A 16832-nucleotide genomic window follows, 5' to 3' on the forward strand; every position below is an offset into this window, starting at 1 on the left:
AAGGCCCGAATTTCCGGGCCTCTCCCTGGGAGCGGTCCTTGCGAAGCGCAGCAACCCGACTCGCAGTGGTGTGCCTGCTGCTGGCCGGTGTCGCAGCGCAGGCGGACCATGATCCTTTCGCGCGCGGCTTCGACGCCGTGCCGCTGAAGGCCACCCCTGCCCAGAAGAGCGGTATCGCCCTCGACGGCGCCACGGCCGAGCCCGCTGGCAGTTTCCGGGGTGCCCTGCTCTTCGACTACAACCGCGGCATCCTCGCCCTCAAGCTCGGCGACGAGAAGCTGGGAGATCTCATCCCCTACCGGCTCGATGCCCACGCGCTCTTCGCCTGGCAGCTGCACCGCCGGCTGGAGCTCGCCGCGGACGTGCCCTTCACCCTCGCGCAGGGGGACGGCTTCCAGCTGCTGCGCGACGCCCTCAATGCCCCGGACTTCCCCGGCGCCGCCGGCGTAAGCAGCACCGGCTTCGGCGACGTGCGGCTCCAACCCCGGCTCTTCCTTCTGCTGCCCGAGGAGTTCCCCGTCGGCGTCGCCCTCTCCGCCGAGGTGCGCCTGCCCACTGGGAATGGCGACAGCTTCCTCGGGGAGCAGGGCGTGCTGCTGGCTCCGCGAATCGCCGTGGAGCGCGCCTTCGGCCCGGTGCGCGTGCTCGGCAACCTGGGCATGCGCCTGCGCCCGCAGCATGCCCAGTACCTCAATCTCTACGTCGGCAACGAGGTGACGTTCGGCGCTGGCGCCGTGGTGGACCTGCCCAACGTGGGCCGCCTCACCGACGTGCAGGCCATCGCCGAGATGCACCTGGCCACGCCCGCCTCTGCGCCCTTCAACTTCAGCCAGGCCGACTCCCTCAAGACGCCTTGGAGCGTGCTCGGCGGCGTGCGCGCCCGCATCTACGGCGGCTGGGGCCTGGAGCTGGACGTGGGCCGTGGCGTGACGCTCGGCAGCGGCTACGGCCGCGAAGAGCTGCGCGTCATCTTCGCCCTGCGCTACGACGAGACCTTCGTCGACTCCGATGGCGACGGCGTGCCCGACTCGCGCGACAGGTGCCCCATGGAAGCCGAGGATCTGGACGGCTTCGGCGACTCCGACGGCTGCCCGGACCCGGACAACGACGGCGATGGCATCACAGATGGCGAGGACCAGTGCCCCAACTCCGCTGGCGACAAGGCCAAGGGCGGTTGCGGTGACTCGGATGGCGACGGCGTGCCCGACGGCCAGGATCTCTGCCCCTTCATGGTCGGCCCCCAGGGCTATGACGGCTGCCCGGACACCGACGGCGACGAGGTGCCCGACAACGTCGACACGTGCCCCGACCAGTCCGGTACTCCCGAGGCCGATGGCTGCCCCATCGACAACCCGCCACTCGTGGTCATCGAGTCGGACCGCATCCGCATCAAGGGCAACATCCTCTTCGAGACAGGCTCCGCCAAGATCCAGAAGCAGTCCCTCAAGCTGCTCGACGAGGTGGCCATCGTGCTCGACCGCAACCCCGAGCTCGGGCCCGTCCTCATCGAGGGTCACACCGACAACGTCGGCTCCGACACCCTCAACCTGAACCTGTCCCAGCGGCGCGCCCAGTCGGTGCTGGACTACCTCGTCTCCAAGGGCATCGAGGCCCACCGCCTGCGCGCCAAGGGCTTCGGTGAGTCCAAGCCCATCGCGACCAACGCCACCGCGCTCGGCCGCGCCAAGAACCGCCGCGTCGACTTCCGCCTCATCAAGTCGGAGATCGAGACCCCCGCCCGTACCGTCCCCGCGGAGAAGAAGGGCGAGGGCGAGGCCGGGAAGCGGTGAGCGAAGGGAGGCCGGCACGGCTGTAGCGGGGCGTGCCGGGGCTCGGAGGCCGGGAGCAATCTCCACGGCCTTTCACCTATAGTGCTGGGAGCAGCCTTTCTCCCCTACTCCCGGAGTTGCGATGTCGAAGAGCCCCCGCCTGGCTACCCAGGGTCTGTCCCATCAGGACGTGCTCGCGCGGATGCGCGCGATGCGCACCGAAGATGCGCGCTGGCAGGAGGGACGGACGTGGAGCCTCGTCTACAACGCGGGCGAGGACATCCGCCGTATCGCCGCCGAGGCCTACACCGAGTTCATGTCCGAGAACGGCCTCAGCCCCCTGGCCTTCCCCAGCCTGAGGCGCTTCGAGGCCGAGGTGCTCGCCATCGCCACAGAGCTCTTCCACGGCAACACCGCCGCGGGGACGATGACGTCCGGAGGCACCGAGTCCATCCTCATGGCCGTCAAGACGGCCCGCGACTTCGCCCGCGCCGAACGCGGCATCACCGAGCCGGAGATGGTGCTGCCCGCCTCCGTCCACCCCGCCTTCCAGAAGGCCGCCCACTACTTCGGGGTGAAGCCCATCAACGTCCCCGTCGCCCCCGACTTCCGCGCGGATGTGAACGCCATGCGCGCCGCCATCGGCCCGCGCACCGTGCTCGTCGTCGGCTCGGCGCCTTCGTACCCGCACGGGGTGATGGACCCCATCTCCGAGCTCGCCGCCATGGCCCAGGAGAAGGGCGTCCTCTTCCATGTGGATGCCTGCCTCGGCGGATTCCTCCTGCCCTTCGCGAAGCGGCTCGGCCATGACATCCCCGACTTCGACTTCGCCGTGCCCGGCGTCACCAGCCTCTCGGCGGACCTGCACAAGTACGGCTACGCCGCCAAGGGCGCCTCCATCGTGCTCTACCGCACGCCCGAGCTGCGCCGGCACCAGTTCTTCACCTACGCCGGTTGGAGCGGCGGCATCTACGCCTCGCCCTCCATGGCCGGCACCCGCCCCGGTGGCGCCATCGCCGCGGCCTGGGCCATCCTCAAGTACCTCGGCGAGGAGGGCTACCTGCGGCTGGCCCGCACGGTGCTCGACACGTCGAAGGCGCTGCGCGAGGGCATCGCCGCCGTCCCCGGGCTCCGGTTGCTGGGTCGGCCCCCACTGAGCGTCTTCGCCTTCACCTCGGACACCCTGGACGTCTACGCGCTGGGCGATGCCATGGAGGCGCGCGGCTGGAAGCTGGACCGGCAGATGATGCCTCCCGCGCTGCATCTGATGGTGACGCCCGCGCATGCCGCAGTGGTGGAGCCCTTCCTCGCGGACCTGCGCGCGTGCGCCGCCAGCCTCGCCTCCGGTGAGCCCGCCCCGGATGGCAGCGCGGCCATGTACGGCATGCTGGGCGCCCTCCCCGACCCCAAGGACGCCGAGGGCTTCATCCTCCAGTTCATGGACGGGCTGTACGACGCCTCCGAGCAGGAGTGAGTTCATGAATACAACGGGGCTCTTCCAAGTCCTCGCCCTCGTGGGCTTCCCGGGGCTCGCCCTGCTCGCCGCGCGCTACTTCAAGCCCGTGGCCTGGGTAGGCCCCGTGGTGGTCTGCTACGCCTTCGGCATCATCCTGGGCAACGTGCCGGGGCTCGGGTTGCAGGAGCGGTTGAGCCTCTCGGTGAGCGAGGCCGCCGTGCCCCTCGCCATCCCCCTGCTCCTCTTCACCACCAACGTCCCCCGGTGGCTGCGGCTCGCGCGTCCCACGCTGCTGTCCTTCGGACTGGCCTGCCTGTCCGCCATGGTGAGCGCCGCGGTCGTGGGCTTCGCCCTCTCGGACCGCTCGGACGAGTGGTGGAAGATGTCCGGCATGCTGGTGGGCGTCTACACGGGCGGCACCGCCAACATGAACGCCATCGGGCTGGCGCTCCGGGTCCGCGAGGAGACCCTCATCCTCCTCAACACCGCGGACATTGTCGTCGGCGCCATCTACCTCCTCATCCTGGTGACGGTGGCACAGCGGATTGCCCTCCTCTTCCTGCCTCGCTTCCCGAATGCCACCGGCTGGGACGACAACGAGGCGCAGGAGGCTCAGCGGGGGCCGGGCCTCACCTGGAGCAGGATGCGCGGCATGGCCCTGGCCTTCCTCCTCGCCGCGCTCATCGTGGGCGTGTCCGTGGGAGGGACGATCCTGGTGTTCGGCTCACTGGAGGCGCCAGTGGTGCTGCTGCTCATCACCTCGCTGAGCCTGGCCGCGTCCTTCGTGCCCACCGTGCGCGAGCTGCCGGGCAGCTACGAGATGGGAGACTACGCACTGCTCGTCTTCTGCGTGGCCGTCGGCACACTCGCGGACGCGAGCCGCATGCAGAACACGGGCCTCTTCGTCTTCGTCTTCTGCGCCAGCGTGGTGGTGCTCGCCGTGGCGCTCCACTTCGCCCTGGCCGCTCTCTTCCGCATCGACGCGGACACCGCCCTCATCACCTCCACCGCCACCATCTTCGGTCCGCCCTTCATCGGCCCGGTGGCGCGCGCGCTGCGCAACCGCGAGCTCATGGTGTCCGGCCTCACCACCGGCATCATGGGCTACGCCGTGGGCACTTACCTCGGACTCGCCGTGGCCTGGCTGCTGCGGCCCTGACGTACCTGGAGTCATCCATGTATCCGACTCGGACGACGTGGGCAGTCGTGTTGACCGCCGCCCTGGCCACCACCCCCGCGTGGGCAGAGGAGGCCCCCAAGGAAGCCCTCGAGGCCCCCAGCAGCGCGCCGGCTCCAGTGCCCGCGTCCGCGCCCGCCCAAGCGCCCCGGACGGGCTGGGGCGTGCAGGGTCTGCCGCTGGTCAACTTCAACAGCGATGAGGGCTTCGGCTACGGCGCACGGCTGATGGTGGTGGACTCGGGCGATGGCACCCAGCGGCCCTACCGCCTGGCCTTCGTGGCGCAGTTCTTCCAGACAACGGCCGGCCTGGGCATGCACCGCCTCATCGTGGACGCACCGGGCTTGCTGTCTTCCCCCTGGCGCCTGGGTGTGGATGTCAGCCTGCTCAACGACCGTTTCTCGCCGTACTACGGACAGGGAGGCTCGGCGGCTTACGAGCCGGCTTTCTCCGCGTGCGAGGACCGCGGTGCGCTGGAGTCAGACCCCAATGCCTGCCCGGGCAACCCGAACTTCCGCGGCCTGCGCTACTACACCTTCGAGCAGCGCTCCCTGCCGAGCGTGATGCTGAACGTGCGCCGGCCCCTGAGTGGCCCCTGGCAGGTGGCGCTGGGCTACCGCTTCCGCCTCACCACCGTGCACATGCGCTACAGCGCGAAGGACCTGGGGCAGTCGCGCGACTCGCGGCTGGTGGAGGACGCTCGCGCGGGGTTGCTCACCGGGTTGAGCGGAGACTCGGACGCGCCCGCCTCCTTCCGCACCGCCGAGGTGACCGCGGGCCTGCTGTTGGATACGCGCGACAACGAGCCGGCCCCCATTCGCGGCATGTTCCACGAGCTCGCGCTCCGCGGAGCCGCCGGGGTGACGGGCAGCGCCTTCTCCTACTGGGGCGCCACCGCCAACCTGCGCTTCTATCACCCCGTGGTGGACGACCGGCTCGTGGCCGCCCTGCGCCTCTTCGTCGATGTGATGGGCGGAGATGTCCCCTTCGTCCTCCTCTCCTCCTTCAGCGGCGTGGAGTGGCGCGAGGGCTGGGGCGGTATCGGCGGCGTGTACACCGCGCGCGGTATCTTGAAGAACCGGCTGCAAGGACAGGTGAAGGCGCTCGCCAACGGAGAGCTGCGGTGGAAGTTCCTCTCGGTGGCCCCCTGGAACCAGGGGCTGGACTTCACCCTCGTCGCCTTCCTCGACGCCGGACAGTCCTGGACGGACCTGCGCTTCCTCGACAGCGGGCTCCCTCGCTACGCGGGCGGTGGCGGGCTTCGCATCGCCTGGGAGGACAACTTCATCCTCCGGCTCGATTACGGCGTCAGCCCTCGCGACGGAACCTCGGGGTTCTACCTGGACTTCAACCACCTGTTCTGAGGGGGCTACTGCTCCAGCGCCCTCTCGATTCGCCGGCGCAGCGCGTCCTCCGACATCGCTCCCCGCTGCGCGTCGATTACCCGGCCCTCTCGGTCCAGGAAGTAGAGCGTCGGCAACGCCGTAATCTGAAACGCCGCTGCCATCTCGTCCGGCGCGTACACCACGTACGGCGCCAGGTCCGGCATCCGGCTCACCACATACTCTTCCACGAACAGCGGCGCGTCCGGCATCTCGTCGCGGCTCGCCGCCACGAACACCAGCCCCTTCGACTCGTACTCCTTCGCCAGCTTGATGAGATGGGGCATCTCAGCCTGGCACGGCGGGCACCACGTCGCCCAGAAGTCCAACATCACCACCTTGCCCCGCAGATCCGTCAGCGACATCTTCTTGCCGTCGTACGTCTGCATCGAGATGGACGGCGCCGTCGTCCCGTCCGACGCCAGTCGCGACCGCAGCGCCTCCTGCACCCCCAGGTACGCCAGCCCCGCCAGGCCCAGCAGCGCCGTCACCACCAGCAGGACCTTGCTCCACCCATGCTGCTCGGGCTTCGGCGCGCTCCCCTCGCCCACCTGCTCCAGCCGCCCCTCGGCGTCTCCGTTCCGCTGCTCCGTCACGTGCCTGCGCTCCTCGTCGTCTTCAACACCCGGTGCACCTGCTTCAGCACCCCACGGACCCCTCGCCTCACCCCCGGCCTCCTCACCACCCACTCCGCCACCCCTGGCCCATACCGGTAGTACACCCGGATGAATTCCCGCCCCATCCCGTGGCGGCGCAGCACCTCGTCACGGAACTCCCGGAACGCCACCAGCTCCGGTGCCCCCTCCCCGAACGCCGCCGTCACCACGAAGCACGAGCCCGCCGGCGAGATCCACATCAGCCGGTTGTTCGTCAGGTTCAGCACCACCTTCAGCTCGCGCGCCTCGGTGTACAGGAAGACCAGCAGGTCCCTCCGTGCCACCGGGAACTCCTCGCCGCTCGCCTCCTCGAACTCGATGCGCGCGCTGCCCGAGCCCCTCACCTCGTCCACCGTGAAGTAGTAGCGCCGGGAGCTGCTCTTGTGCTCGATCTCCAGCCCGCGCAGCTCGCCGAAGTACGCGAGGAAGGGCGTACCGCACGCCGGGCACACGTAGCGGCGCGTCCCCGGCCCCGTCACATACCCGTAGTCGTTGATGCGCTTGCAGCCCGTGTTGGGGCAGACGAGCTTCACCTGCGCCACCGACTCCTGCCGCGGATCGAAGCGCGAGGCCCCCGACGTCCGGTCATACACCGGCTGCGGCGCCGTCTCCTTCGTCCCGAGCGCCCGCGTGGGGTGTGCCAGCCGCTCCAGCTCCAACGCCCGCCGCCACGCCTCCTCCGCCTGCACCAACCGCCCGCCCTCCGTGTGGCACAGCGCCTCGCCATGAGCCTTCAGCGCCGCGAGGATTCGCTCCGTGGCCTCCCAATGCCCCGCCTCGCGCGCCACCGCCAACGCCAGCGCCAGCACCTTCTCCAACTCCGGCAACAGCGACTCCGCTGCCTTTCGGGCTGGATCCTCCGCCCGGTGGTACACCGGCGGCTCGGGAATTCGGGCAAACAGCGCCAGCGCCTGCGCGCGCAACTGCTCCTGCGCTTCCTGCGCTCGCGGAAGGGATATCGTCGCCGCCCGCTGCTGGGCGGCCTGGAAGAGCTCGTCGGGCTGCAAGGCCGCGCACATTAGAGTCCCCCCCGTCCGCTGTCAGCGCTCTTCCCCTCCTCCTGACAGAAACTGGCCGACCTCCCCTCCCCCATGTATGAGGGGGTAGGAGGATGTGAACCATGGGCTTCTTGAAGTTCCTGGTGTGGACGGGCTGTGCGGTGGGACTCGGGGTCTTCCTGGCGAGCGGGGAGATCGATGGGCGGCCGCCGCTGGAGTACGTGCAGCGGGAGTGGAAGCGGCACGTGCAGCCGACCCAGGTGGAGAAGGTGAAGGGCGAGCTGCGTGACGCGCTCGACGAGGCCAAGGACGCCGTCAACCGGACGACGAAACAGGCCGCCTCGGCGCCTCGCGAGCGCATCACCAACGAGGATCGGGCGGCGATCGACCGCATCATCGCCCAGAAGAAGTAGGGTTCCCCACCCTTGCCGGGCACCCCGCTTCCCCTCCGGTCCCCCCCTCCCTAGCTTCTCCCGAAGCGGGCGGGGTCGGAGGCGGGACGATGACGGGTGGACGGTGGTGGAGGAGTGTCTCGCTGGCGACGTTGCTGTGCGGCACCCTGGGCGCGCCAGCCTGGGGAGCCCGGCGCGGAGAGAGCGAGCGGCTGTGGGTGGAGGCGCAACAGCACTCCGTCCGCCAGGAACGTTCCGTGCTGAGCCAGGTGGCCCGGGCAGCCATGCCCGCGGTGGTGTCCATCACCACACGCCAGCCAGGCACCAACGCCGAGGGCGAGTCGCAGAAGGGCATCGGCTCGGGCGTCATCATCCATGCGGACGGCTACATCCTCACCAGCGCCCACGTCATCGAGGGCGCGGAGGAGATCTCCATCTCCGTGCTCTCCGAGCGCGGCTACCCCGAGGAGTACCCCGCCGAGCTGGTGGGCGAGGACGAGCGCACGGACTTCGCGCTGCTGAAGGTGGACGCGGGGCGCAAGCTGCCGGTGCTCAAGCTGGCGTCGGCCTCGCGGGTGGACGTGGGGGACTGGGTGGTGGTGATCGGCAACCCCTTCGGGCTGACGCACTCGGTGACGGCGGGCGTGGTGAGCGCCAAGGGCCGCACGGACGTGACGCCCAACGGGCGCGACGGGGACTTCGACTACATGCAGGTGGACGCCTCCATCAACCCGGGCAACTCGGGCGGACCGGTGCTGGACGTGCACGGGGACGTGGTGGCCATCGCCAACGCCGTCAACGTGGCGGGCCAGGGCATCGGCTTCGCCATCCCGGTGGACATCGCCAAGGCGGTGGTGCCGCACCTGCAGAAGTACGGGCGCGTGCGCCGCGGGTGGATGGGCGTGTCCGTGCTGGACTGCACCCCGGACGCCGTCGAGGCCTACGGGCTGGCTCGCGCCCGGGGCGTGGTGGTGTCGGAGGTGACGGATGGAGGCCCCGCCTCACGCGCCGGGCTCCAGGTGGGTGACGTCATCGAGGGCCTGGACACCTCGAAGGTGGAGCGCGCCGCCCCGCTGCGCTGGCAGGTGGCGGCCCGAGGGGTGGGCCACAGCGTGGTGCTCCGCGTGCGCCGAGGGGAGCGACCCCTGAGGCTGAGGGTGAAGCTCGAGGAGCTCCCCGCCGAGGGCCCGGAGGTCGCCCCCACCGCCGCCGCCCCCTCCAAGGGCGCCCGCCCCGAGGGACAGCCGGGAATAGGGGGCAGCGGTGGCTCGGACGCTCCCTCTCCATAAGCCCGAAAAACGGGGGGGATGAGCCCGCCTCCCCGCCTGCCTCCTTGCGTTCCGATACGGCCAGAGCTACAGACAGCGCCTTTGCGCCCCGCGGGTCCCTCCATGGTGACGCGAGGCACCGTTATCGCAACAGGAGCATTTCCATGGCTGAAGCAAAGAAGACGACCCTGAAGAAGTGGCCCCGCGTGGCCAAGGCCGGTGGCAAGAAGGCCTGCAGTGTCGAGGGCTGCAAGCGTCCCTACCGCGCCAAGAGCTACTGCTTCTTCCACTTCAAGAAGTGGCGGCAGGGCGAGCTGCCCCACGCCCGTTACCGCACCTGCTCCAAGCCGGACTGCCGCGTGAAGACGGCCAAGGCCGGCCTGTGCGAGAAGCACTACGGCGAGACGTACAAGAAGGCCGAAGCCGCCTAGCCGTCCTGGCTGGGACCTCGCGAGGGCGCTCCCTTTCCGGGAGTGCCCTTGCCCCCGGCCATCGCTCGTCCCACGTGCTTGAAGGCCGTGAGCCATAGCTCCGCCTCGCGCTGGGTGAGCTCCGCACGCAACAGACTCAGCTCCAGCTCACGCAGGATGTGCTCCGGCGCCTGCGGGTTGAGGAACTGCGCCTCCAGCATCACCTGCCGCATCCGCTCGCCCAGCGCGCGCACCGTCCCCATCTTCGCGCCCTGCTGCTCCAACGCCACCGGGGCCACCGCCTCCGCGGGCTTCCGACCCTCGCGAGAGCACAGGTAGAGCAGCACCGCCGTCGCCTGCGCCAGGTTCATCGACGGCTGCACCTCGCTGGTGGGGATGACGAGGAAGTCCGTGCAGAAGGCCAGCTCCTCATTGGACAGCCCCCGCTGTTCTCCACCCATCACCAGCGCCACCCTCCCCCGCCGGCTCTGATCCGCCAGCCGCGCCACCGCCTCCTCGGGGGTGAGGGCCACGCGCCCCTCGATTTGGGTGCGAGAAGTGGTGCCAACTGCGTACACGCAGTCCTTGAGGGCCTCGGGGAGGTTCTGGGCCACGGCCATGGCGTCCAGGACCGAGTCCCCTTTGACGGCCAGACGCTCGGCCGAGCGGAAGGCGTAGGTGGCAGGATCTGAGAGGATGAGGCGGGAAAAGCCGAAATTGGCCATCACCCGAGCCACCGCCCCCAGGTTGTCCGGTGATCGCGTCTGGTGGAGAACGACGGTCAAGTTCACAGCGGCAAGCATGCCTCCGAGTTTAGCTTTCCGTGTCAGACCCGCATCGGTATATTCCCGGGTGATGCGTCGCTGGGTCGCAAGCCTGCTCCTCTCTCTCGTAACCCTGACCGGTTGTGGCGTCGGGGGTGCCCCCGTGCGCGCTTCGCTGGGCGCGCGTCAAGCACTCACCAATCCGCCCGAGCTGCTCGAGTTCGAGACGTCCTCCACTCGCCTGGAGCTGTACCGCGAGGTGGCCCGCATCTCCGAGCTGGAGGCGGGCCAGGCCGCACAGGCTCCGGTGCTGTTCCCCATCACACAGCAAGGTGAGCTGGTGGCGGCCCCGGGCTTCGAGGCGCGGACGGATCTGCTCCTGGCGCCGGACGCGGGCGCGCCGCTGCAGCTGATCTTCGATGGGCGGGCAGGCGAGCGTTGGCCGGAGGATCGGCGCGAGGGCCTACAGGGTCTGTCCGAGCGCGAGGCGGCCGAGCTGGTCGCCCGGACGCTGCTGGCCCACTGGCGAATCAACCCGTCGGGAGTGGTGCAGGTGGATCGGGCTTCGGCCGCGCCGTACGCAGCGGCATACGTGGACGGCATCCTGCGCATTAACCCGGCGTTCCTGTACATGGCGGCGGCCCAAGGTCCCGCTTCCCTGCCGGGCGCGGGTCAGTAGAGTCGCGCCTCCTTCCCGCCCCGTGTCGGGGCTCGAGGCGCCTCCTGTGAACACCTCCGCACTCCACGCGCAGCTCCCGCATACGCTCCGGCAGACGAACCTTTCGGCCCTGGGTCAGCACTACCAGGGCAAGGTCCGTGACACCTATCGCCAGGGAGACCGGCTCGTGCTGGTCACCTCGGACAGGTTGTCGGCGTTCGACCATGTGCTGACCACCATCCCCTTCAAGGGCGAGGTCCTCAACCGGCTTGCGACGTTCTGGTTCGAGCGCACGAAGCACATTGTCCCCAACCACGTGCTGGACGTGCCGGACGCGAACGTAACGGTGGCGCGCGCCTGCGAGCCCTTCGCGGTGGAAGTGGTGGTGCGCGGCTACCTGACGGGCAGCCTGTGGCGCGACTACCAGAAGGGCACGCACACCGCTTACGGGGTGCCCTTCGGGGACGGGATGCGCAAGGACGAGGCCTTCCCCTCGCCCATCATCACCCCGTCCACCAAGGCGCAGTACGGCCAGCACGACGAGCCCATCTCCGAGAAGGAGATTCTGGCGAAGAACCTGGCGAGCGCACGCGACTGGGCGCGCATCACCGAGGCGGCCAGGGGGCTGTTCCTCGAGGGCCAGAAGTGGGCGCGCACGCGCGGGCTGATTCTGGTGGATACGAAGTACGAGTTCGGCAAGGTGGGCGATGAGCTGTACGTCATCGATGAGATCCACACGCCGGACTCGAGCCGCTACTGGGTGGCGGACGAGTACGAGGCGCACTTCGCGAAGGGCGAAGACCAGCGGATGCTGGACAAGGAGAACATCCGCCAGTGGCTCATCCGCGAGCGAGGCTTCCAGGGCCAGGGCACGCCACCGGCGATTCCGGATGACGTGCGCGTGGAGCTCGCGGAGAAGTACCTCGCGGCCTACGAGCGGATTACCGGCACGCCGCTGGCGCTGAACGTGGGCGACGTGCACGCGCGCATCGAGAAGAACCTGAAGGCACGCGGGTACCTCTGAAGCCTCTGGCGGCGGGTTCGATCCCCGCGAAATCTTTAGATGCGTCAGGACCTGCGCAGCGCCCAGCGCCTGAACGCGGACCAGCGCGAGCGACGGCGGCGCGGGTAGGCGGCCACCGCGGGCAGGCGCAGGTCGACGTCCGTCCACGCGCCGACGCCGGAGAGGATGTCGAGGTGCCCGCCGATGCGCTCGGCGCGTTCGTACATGCCGTCCAGCCCCCAATGGCCGGGCCGGCTGGGTGCTTGCTCGGGCATGCCGACGCCGTCGTCGCGGATGCGCAGGCGCAGTTCGCGCGGGTGGTAGCCCAGTTCGATCTCGACGGTGGTCGCGCGCGCATGATGCAGCGCGTTGAGCACCGCCTCGCGGCCGATCAGGTAGAGCTCCTCGGCGACACCGGGCAACAGCGGCCTGGGCTTTCCCTCGACGCTCAGGCGCATGTCCGGCAGCGACTGGACGTGCACCTCGTCGCGCACGTGCAGCAGCGCGCTGCCCAGATCGTGCCAGTACGGCACATCGCCGCGCAGGCCGCGCACGCGGTCGCGTCCATCGGCCAGCGCGCGCTCGGCCAGATCCATGGCCTTCTCCAGGTCCTGCCGCACCGGATCCTCCTCGCGCAGTCGCTGACTGGTCGCGTGCAGCCGCAGGATCAGTCCCTGCGTGCCCTGCAGCAGGGTGTCGTGCAGCTCGCGCGCGATGCGCTCGCGCTCGCCGTAGCGCTCCTGCAGGCGCAGGCGGATCTGCTGGGCCAGATGGCGCAGCCGCAGCAGGTAGGCGATCCACACGCTCGACAGCACCAGCAGCACGCACAGCACCCGGAACCAGGTGGTCTGGTAGTACAGCGGCGCGATGGTCAGCGTCAGCGAATCCCCAACCTCGTTCCACACGCCGTCGTTGTTGGCGGCCATCATGCGGAAGACGTACGTGCCCGGTCCCGGATCGCTGTAGAAGGCCGCGCGTCGCGTGCCCGCGTCCTGCCATGACTCGTCGTGGCCTTCGAGCCTGTAGCGGAAGCGCACGCGCTCGGGGATGGACAGGCTCAGCGCGGTGTAGGCGATCTGCAGGTTCCGGATGCCCGCAGGCAGTTGCAGCAGGTCGGCACCCACCGCATGGGCGTGCCCGTCCGCGACGACCGAACGGATCCGCACCGGCGGCGAAATCGCGTTGCGCCGGATCGAAGCGGGATCGATCGAAACCAGGCCGCCGGTGGTGGCGAACCACAGCTTGCCGTCGCCGGTTTCCACGGCCGTCGGAATGGGCCGGAACTGCGCCGGGATGCCTGGCACGCCGTCGAGGAAATCGAAGCGCTCGTAGGCCGGCCCGCGACCGGACTCGTCGAACAGATGCGCGAGTTGCGCGGACGGCACATGGACGATGCCGCGAGCGCCGTTCAACCACACATCGCCCTTGCGGGTTTCGACGATGCCCGTGATGCCGCGGAACGGACTTTCCTCCGCCGCGTGCATGCTGCGCAGCCGGCCGTTCGCGAACGACGCCAGTCCGCGTTCGCCACCGATCCAGATGCCGTTCGAGCCTTCGACCAGCGCGGTGACATTGCCCACCGCGAGGCCCTGCGCGCTGGCCAGCTCATGGATCGCGCCCTCCTTCATCCGGCTGATCCTGTTGCGGGCGAAGCCCATCCACAGCGTGCCGTCGGACGCGCACAGCAGCGTGAGCGGCGAGGAACCCTCGGGCATGCCTTCCAGATCCTGGAAGTGCTGCCACCGATCTTCGGACAGGCGCCACACGCCCGGTGTGTTCAACGACACCCACAACGCACCATCGCGGCCCTTCGCGATCGCCTGGACACCGGAGTATTTGTCGATCGGCAACGCGGTGATTTCCGTGAGCCGCCCGCCCTGCAGCTTCCACAGCCCGTTCGGCCCACCCAGCCAGATCACGCCGTCCTTGTCGCGATGTGCCGCGGTGATGGGAGGCGCCAGCTCGAGGAACGAAAGCCGATGCCCCTGCAGGCGCATGAGCGGGTTGTTGCGGCTGCCTGTCAGCAACGTGTCCGCATCACCCGGCACGATGGCGAAGTCCTGCGCGCCATCCGGCAGCAGCGCAGGCACCACGTTCGAGTGGCGGAAGCGGTCCAGTCCACGGCTGCTGCCAATCCAGAGGTTGCCTTCACGATCCTCCAGCACCGGTTGCACGTAATCGGAGCTGAGCCCGTCGATCCTCCGGAATGCTTCGAACGCGCTGCCCTGCGCATTCAAGGCGGCATCGTTCACCGGGGTCGGATACTGCAGACGGTACAGGCCTTCGCCCAGCGTCGTTGCCCACAGAGCACCGTCGTGGTCGAACAGCAGGCCCGCCGAGGGATGCGCCAGCGCCTGCGTCGCCGGACGCCCGCCATCCAGCGGCAACTGGCGCACGGCGCCGTCGGATTCGGCGATCCAGATGCCGCCATCGGGCGCCTGCGCGATCTGGCTGATGCGCCCGACCGGCGCCGCCACGCTTTCGAACGCGGCAGCGCCCTTGCGCAGGAACGCCACGCCGCGCTCCGTCGCCACCCACAGCGTGCCGGCGCGATCGACGAACACGGTGCGCGCCTGCTTCCCGGGAAACCGCCACTCCGCGCCGAGCCGTTCCCAGCGATTGTTCTTCAGCCTGACCAGGCCGGTGAACGTGGCCGCCCACAGCGTGCCGCCCTGGTCCTGTGCGAAGCGGAACACGGTGCTGGTCGGCAGGCCCTGCGCCTCGCCGTAATGAGTCAGCCGATCGCCTTCGAGGAAGCTCACCGCGCCATAGCGGAAGCCGATCCACAGCCCGCCGCTCTCCGGCGCATACAGCGCCGAGATGCTGGTGGCGGGGAAGGCATTGGAATCCGGCGGGTCGAAGCGCTCGAACTGCACGCCGTCGAAGCGGAACAGGCCGATCTGCGTGGCAAGCCACAGATAACCGTCGCGCGTCTGCGCCAGCGCGGTGATCTGCCCCGGTGCGCCTTCCTTCACCGTCCAGGAGGTGTGATGGAATTGGCCGATGTGGCGCGTGGCGTCCAGCGCATGGGCGACGTTGCCGAGCGTCAGCAGCAGGAAGCACCCCGCCAGCCAGAGGCTCGCGCGCACGCGCGCTCCCCTCCTCGCCGAACAGGTTCTGCAGCCTCGCTCGTCCGCCAGTCCGGTCACCACATCCTCATTGCAAGGAAAACACCGCTGCGTTGAGCATAGGAGAAATTGGGGCGCTGTTGAGGGGGGCTGGTGCAGAGGGGGCGAGGAAGGAGGCAGACGGGTGCCGCCCGTGCTGTGCACCAGGCTGGTGGACAAGCCGTGCAGCCCTCATGGGGCACACGCCGACCCAGGCGGCCCCCAGAAGGGGGGCGGCAGCGGTGAGTGTCAGTAGTTGTCGCGACGAACAGCCGGAAGACGATGCCGCGGAAGAGCAGCTCCTCGAAGAAGCCCGGGGCGATGAAAAGTCCCTGGAGAGATGGTCCGGGAGAAGGCGCTCAAGGATTTGAATGCTTTCCCCAGGAGCAAGCAGGGGCGGTACAAGGATGACCGGCGCATTCCGAGATACCGAGGCTCAACGTTGGGCTTGGAGCGTCTGAACGCTCCTGATACCGCCTCGCGACAAGGGAGCCTCGGTCTCCACCTGCAGCACGCGGCGCGCCTCGCTTTCGATCCACAGGATGATCTTCCGCGGCGCCTTCTCCAGTTCCTTCTCCCCGGTGGACTCGAGCAGCTCGACCTTGTAGCTCGCGACGTCCTTCTTCAGTCTCGCGAGACCCGTGACCGGGCCGGCGAAGGGAACGGAAACCCGCCAGGTGGAGAAGGGCTTTCCTGTAGCCATTCCCCCCGGGTCGAGCACCCGGACGCTCCCGGTGAAACCCGGCGCCAGGGGAAGCGTGGAGAGGGCAAGCTCCAGCGGAGCGCCCGGGAACAAGAGCGGCGTGTCTCCCAGGTGCTGGTTGAACTTCACCGCGCTGGCGCCCTTGCCGTCCGCATGCAGGAAACCGTCGATGACTTCCAGCCGCGTCGAGGAACCGGGAGACCGGCTCGTCCACCGGTAGGGAAGCAAGGTCTTCGCATCGAGCCAGAAGCGATGCTCGAACGTCCCCGCCTGGGTGCGGCCCGTCTCGATGATGATGAGCGCGTCACGCTTCTTGTCGCGCTTGCGCTGGATGATGCGTTTGGCCGTCCCCACGGAGAAGCTCCAAGGCATCCCCTCTCCGGGGAGCTTCTCCTGGATGCTCTGGTACTGGAGCTTGCCTGGCTTGAGCAGTGAGGCCTGCATCCGCGCGGTGATGGACTGCAAAGAGGGCTCGGACTGGAGCGAAGCGGAGGACGCCTGCGCTCGCTGGGGAACCTCTGCCGGCTCCGTGGGACTGGGAGCGGCGGAGGGCTGCGGCTCCGGAGCCGAGCTCACGACGGCCTCTGACTTCCCCGGCTGGCCCTCCACGCGAAAGGTGTTCATGAAGCGCTGGATGGCATCCTCGGAGGGCAGCGTGTCACCGCCCACCTCGAGGGTGACGATCCGCGCGCCGATGAGCACCAACCGCCCCACTGCCCGATAGGCCGACTCGTCGGTGGACTCGAAGCGGTAGTCGAGAGCGGGGAGGTCGCCGACGTGTGTGATCTCCTGGCGGACGATCCGGAAGCTCCCGTCTTCCGCACTCGTGTTCAGCTGCTTCTCGAGGGACCTGGCGGGCGGCTCCGAGGATTCGACCTGCGAGAGCGACGCGCTCAAGACCCACCCCTCCGAGGGGTACACATAGTGGCAGTCCGGCTCGACCGGATTCGCGTTGCATGTTGGCGCCGCGGGAAACTCGATGCTGAACAACCCGCCCGCGGGCGTCACCCGCTGGGGCGAGTCCCCGGGGGAGGGCTCGGCGGCCACGGACGCGCCACACAGCAGCGACAAGCCTACCGACATACACAG

The 16832-nt window shown here is 69.1% G+C and carries 14 protein-coding genes; 9 read left to right on the top strand and 5 right to left on the bottom strand.

Annotated features, from left to right (window positions below):
- Positions 1–38: 38 nt before the first annotated feature.
- The 4 genes from OV287_RS39880 (at position 39) to omp85 (ending at position 5766) form a co-directional block, all read left to right on the top strand.
- Positions 39–1790: an OmpA family protein gene (locus OV287_RS39880; protein ID WP_267539270.1), complete on the top strand. Its 1752-nt coding sequence runs from the start codon at positions 39–41 to the stop codon at positions 1788–1790.
- Between the two features lie 121 nt (positions 1791–1911).
- Entirely contained in the window at positions 1912–3243 is a 1332-nt protein-coding gene (locus tag OV287_RS39885; protein ID WP_267539271.1) for a pyridoxal phosphate-dependent decarboxylase family protein, read from the top strand.
- A 4-nt stretch (positions 3244–3247) separates the two neighbouring features.
- On the top strand, positions 3248–4384 hold the full coding sequence (locus tag OV287_RS39890; protein WP_267539272.1) for a DUF819 family protein: 1137 nt from the start codon (positions 3248–3250) through the stop codon (positions 4382–4384).
- A gap of 17 nt (positions 4385–4401) precedes the next feature.
- A complete protein-coding gene (gene omp85 / locus OV287_RS39895) occupies positions 4402–5766 on the top strand; it encodes an Omp85 family outer membrane protein (protein ID WP_267539273.1) in 1365 nt (454 codons plus the stop codon).
- A gap of 5 nt (positions 5767–5771) precedes the next feature.
- Here omp85 and OV287_RS39900 read toward each other — a convergent pair whose 3' ends face one another.
- Entirely contained in the window at positions 5772–6380 is a 609-nt protein-coding gene (locus OV287_RS39900) for a TlpA family protein disulfide reductase (RefSeq protein ID WP_308809771.1), read from the bottom strand.
- On the bottom strand, positions 6377–7459 hold the full coding sequence (locus OV287_RS39905) for a CFI-box-CTERM domain-containing protein (protein ID WP_267539274.1): 1083 nt from the start codon (positions 7457–7459) through the stop codon (positions 6377–6379). Before OV287_RS39905 ends, OV287_RS39900 begins: the two co-directional genes overlap by 4 nt.
- 101 nt (positions 7460–7560) lie before the next feature.
- Here OV287_RS39905 and OV287_RS39910 point away from each other — a divergent pair, with 101 nt between their 5' ends.
- The 3 genes from OV287_RS39910 to OV287_RS39920 all read left to right on the top strand — a co-directional run bounded on the left by OV287_RS39910 (position 7561) and on the right by OV287_RS39920 (position 9529).
- Positions 7561–7851, top strand: a complete 291-nt coding sequence (locus OV287_RS39910; RefSeq protein ID WP_267539275.1) for a hypothetical protein — start codon at positions 7561–7563, stop codon at positions 7849–7851.
- An 89-nt stretch (positions 7852–7940) separates the two neighbouring features.
- Positions 7941–9119, top strand: coding sequence for a S1C family serine protease (locus OV287_RS39915; RefSeq protein WP_267539276.1), 1179 nt, complete (start codon positions 7941–7943; stop codon positions 9117–9119).
- Positions 9120–9262: 143 nt separating this feature from the next.
- On the top strand, positions 9263–9529 hold the full coding sequence (locus tag OV287_RS39920; RefSeq protein ID WP_267539277.1) for a vegetative protein: 267 nt from the start codon (positions 9263–9265) through the stop codon (positions 9527–9529).
- Here OV287_RS39920 and OV287_RS39925 read toward each other — a convergent pair.
- A complete protein-coding gene (locus tag OV287_RS39925) occupies positions 9526–10299 on the bottom strand; it encodes an RNA methyltransferase (RefSeq protein ID WP_373371865.1) in 774 nt (257 codons plus the stop codon). The two genes, OV287_RS39920 and OV287_RS39925, sit on opposite strands and share 4 nt — an antisense overlap.
- A 136-nt stretch (positions 10300–10435) precedes the next feature.
- On the opposite strand from OV287_RS39925, the gene OV287_RS39930 reads away from it, so the two are divergent.
- Both OV287_RS39930 and OV287_RS39935 read left to right on the top strand, forming a co-directional pair.
- Positions 10436–10951, top strand: a complete 516-nt coding sequence (locus tag OV287_RS39930) for a hypothetical protein (RefSeq protein ID WP_267539278.1) — start codon at positions 10436–10438, stop codon at positions 10949–10951.
- A gap of 46 nt (positions 10952–10997) precedes the next feature.
- Entirely contained in the window at positions 10998–11954 is a 957-nt protein-coding gene (locus tag OV287_RS39935) for a phosphoribosylaminoimidazolesuccinocarboxamide synthase (protein ID WP_267539279.1), read from the top strand.
- Between the two features lie 44 nt (positions 11955–11998).
- Here the strand turns inward: OV287_RS39935 and OV287_RS39940 are convergent, their stop codons facing one another.
- Both OV287_RS39940 and OV287_RS39945 read right to left on the bottom strand, forming a co-directional pair.
- Positions 11999–15022 carry a sensor histidine kinase gene (locus OV287_RS39940; RefSeq protein ID WP_267539280.1) on the bottom strand — a complete coding sequence of 1008 codons (3024 nt, stop codon included), beginning with the start codon at positions 15020–15022 and terminating at the stop codon, positions 11999–12001.
- Between the two features lie 454 nt (positions 15023–15476).
- Positions 15477–16826, bottom strand: coding sequence for a hypothetical protein (locus OV287_RS39945; RefSeq protein ID WP_267539281.1), 1350 nt, complete (start codon positions 16824–16826; stop codon positions 15477–15479).
- Positions 16827–16832 lie beyond the last annotated feature (6 nt).

The sequence above is a fragment of the Archangium lansingense genome (genome assembly GCF_026626635.1).
In the GTDB taxonomy this organism is placed as follows: Bacteria; Myxococcota; Myxococcia; order Myxococcales; family Myxococcaceae; genus Archangium; species Archangium lansingense.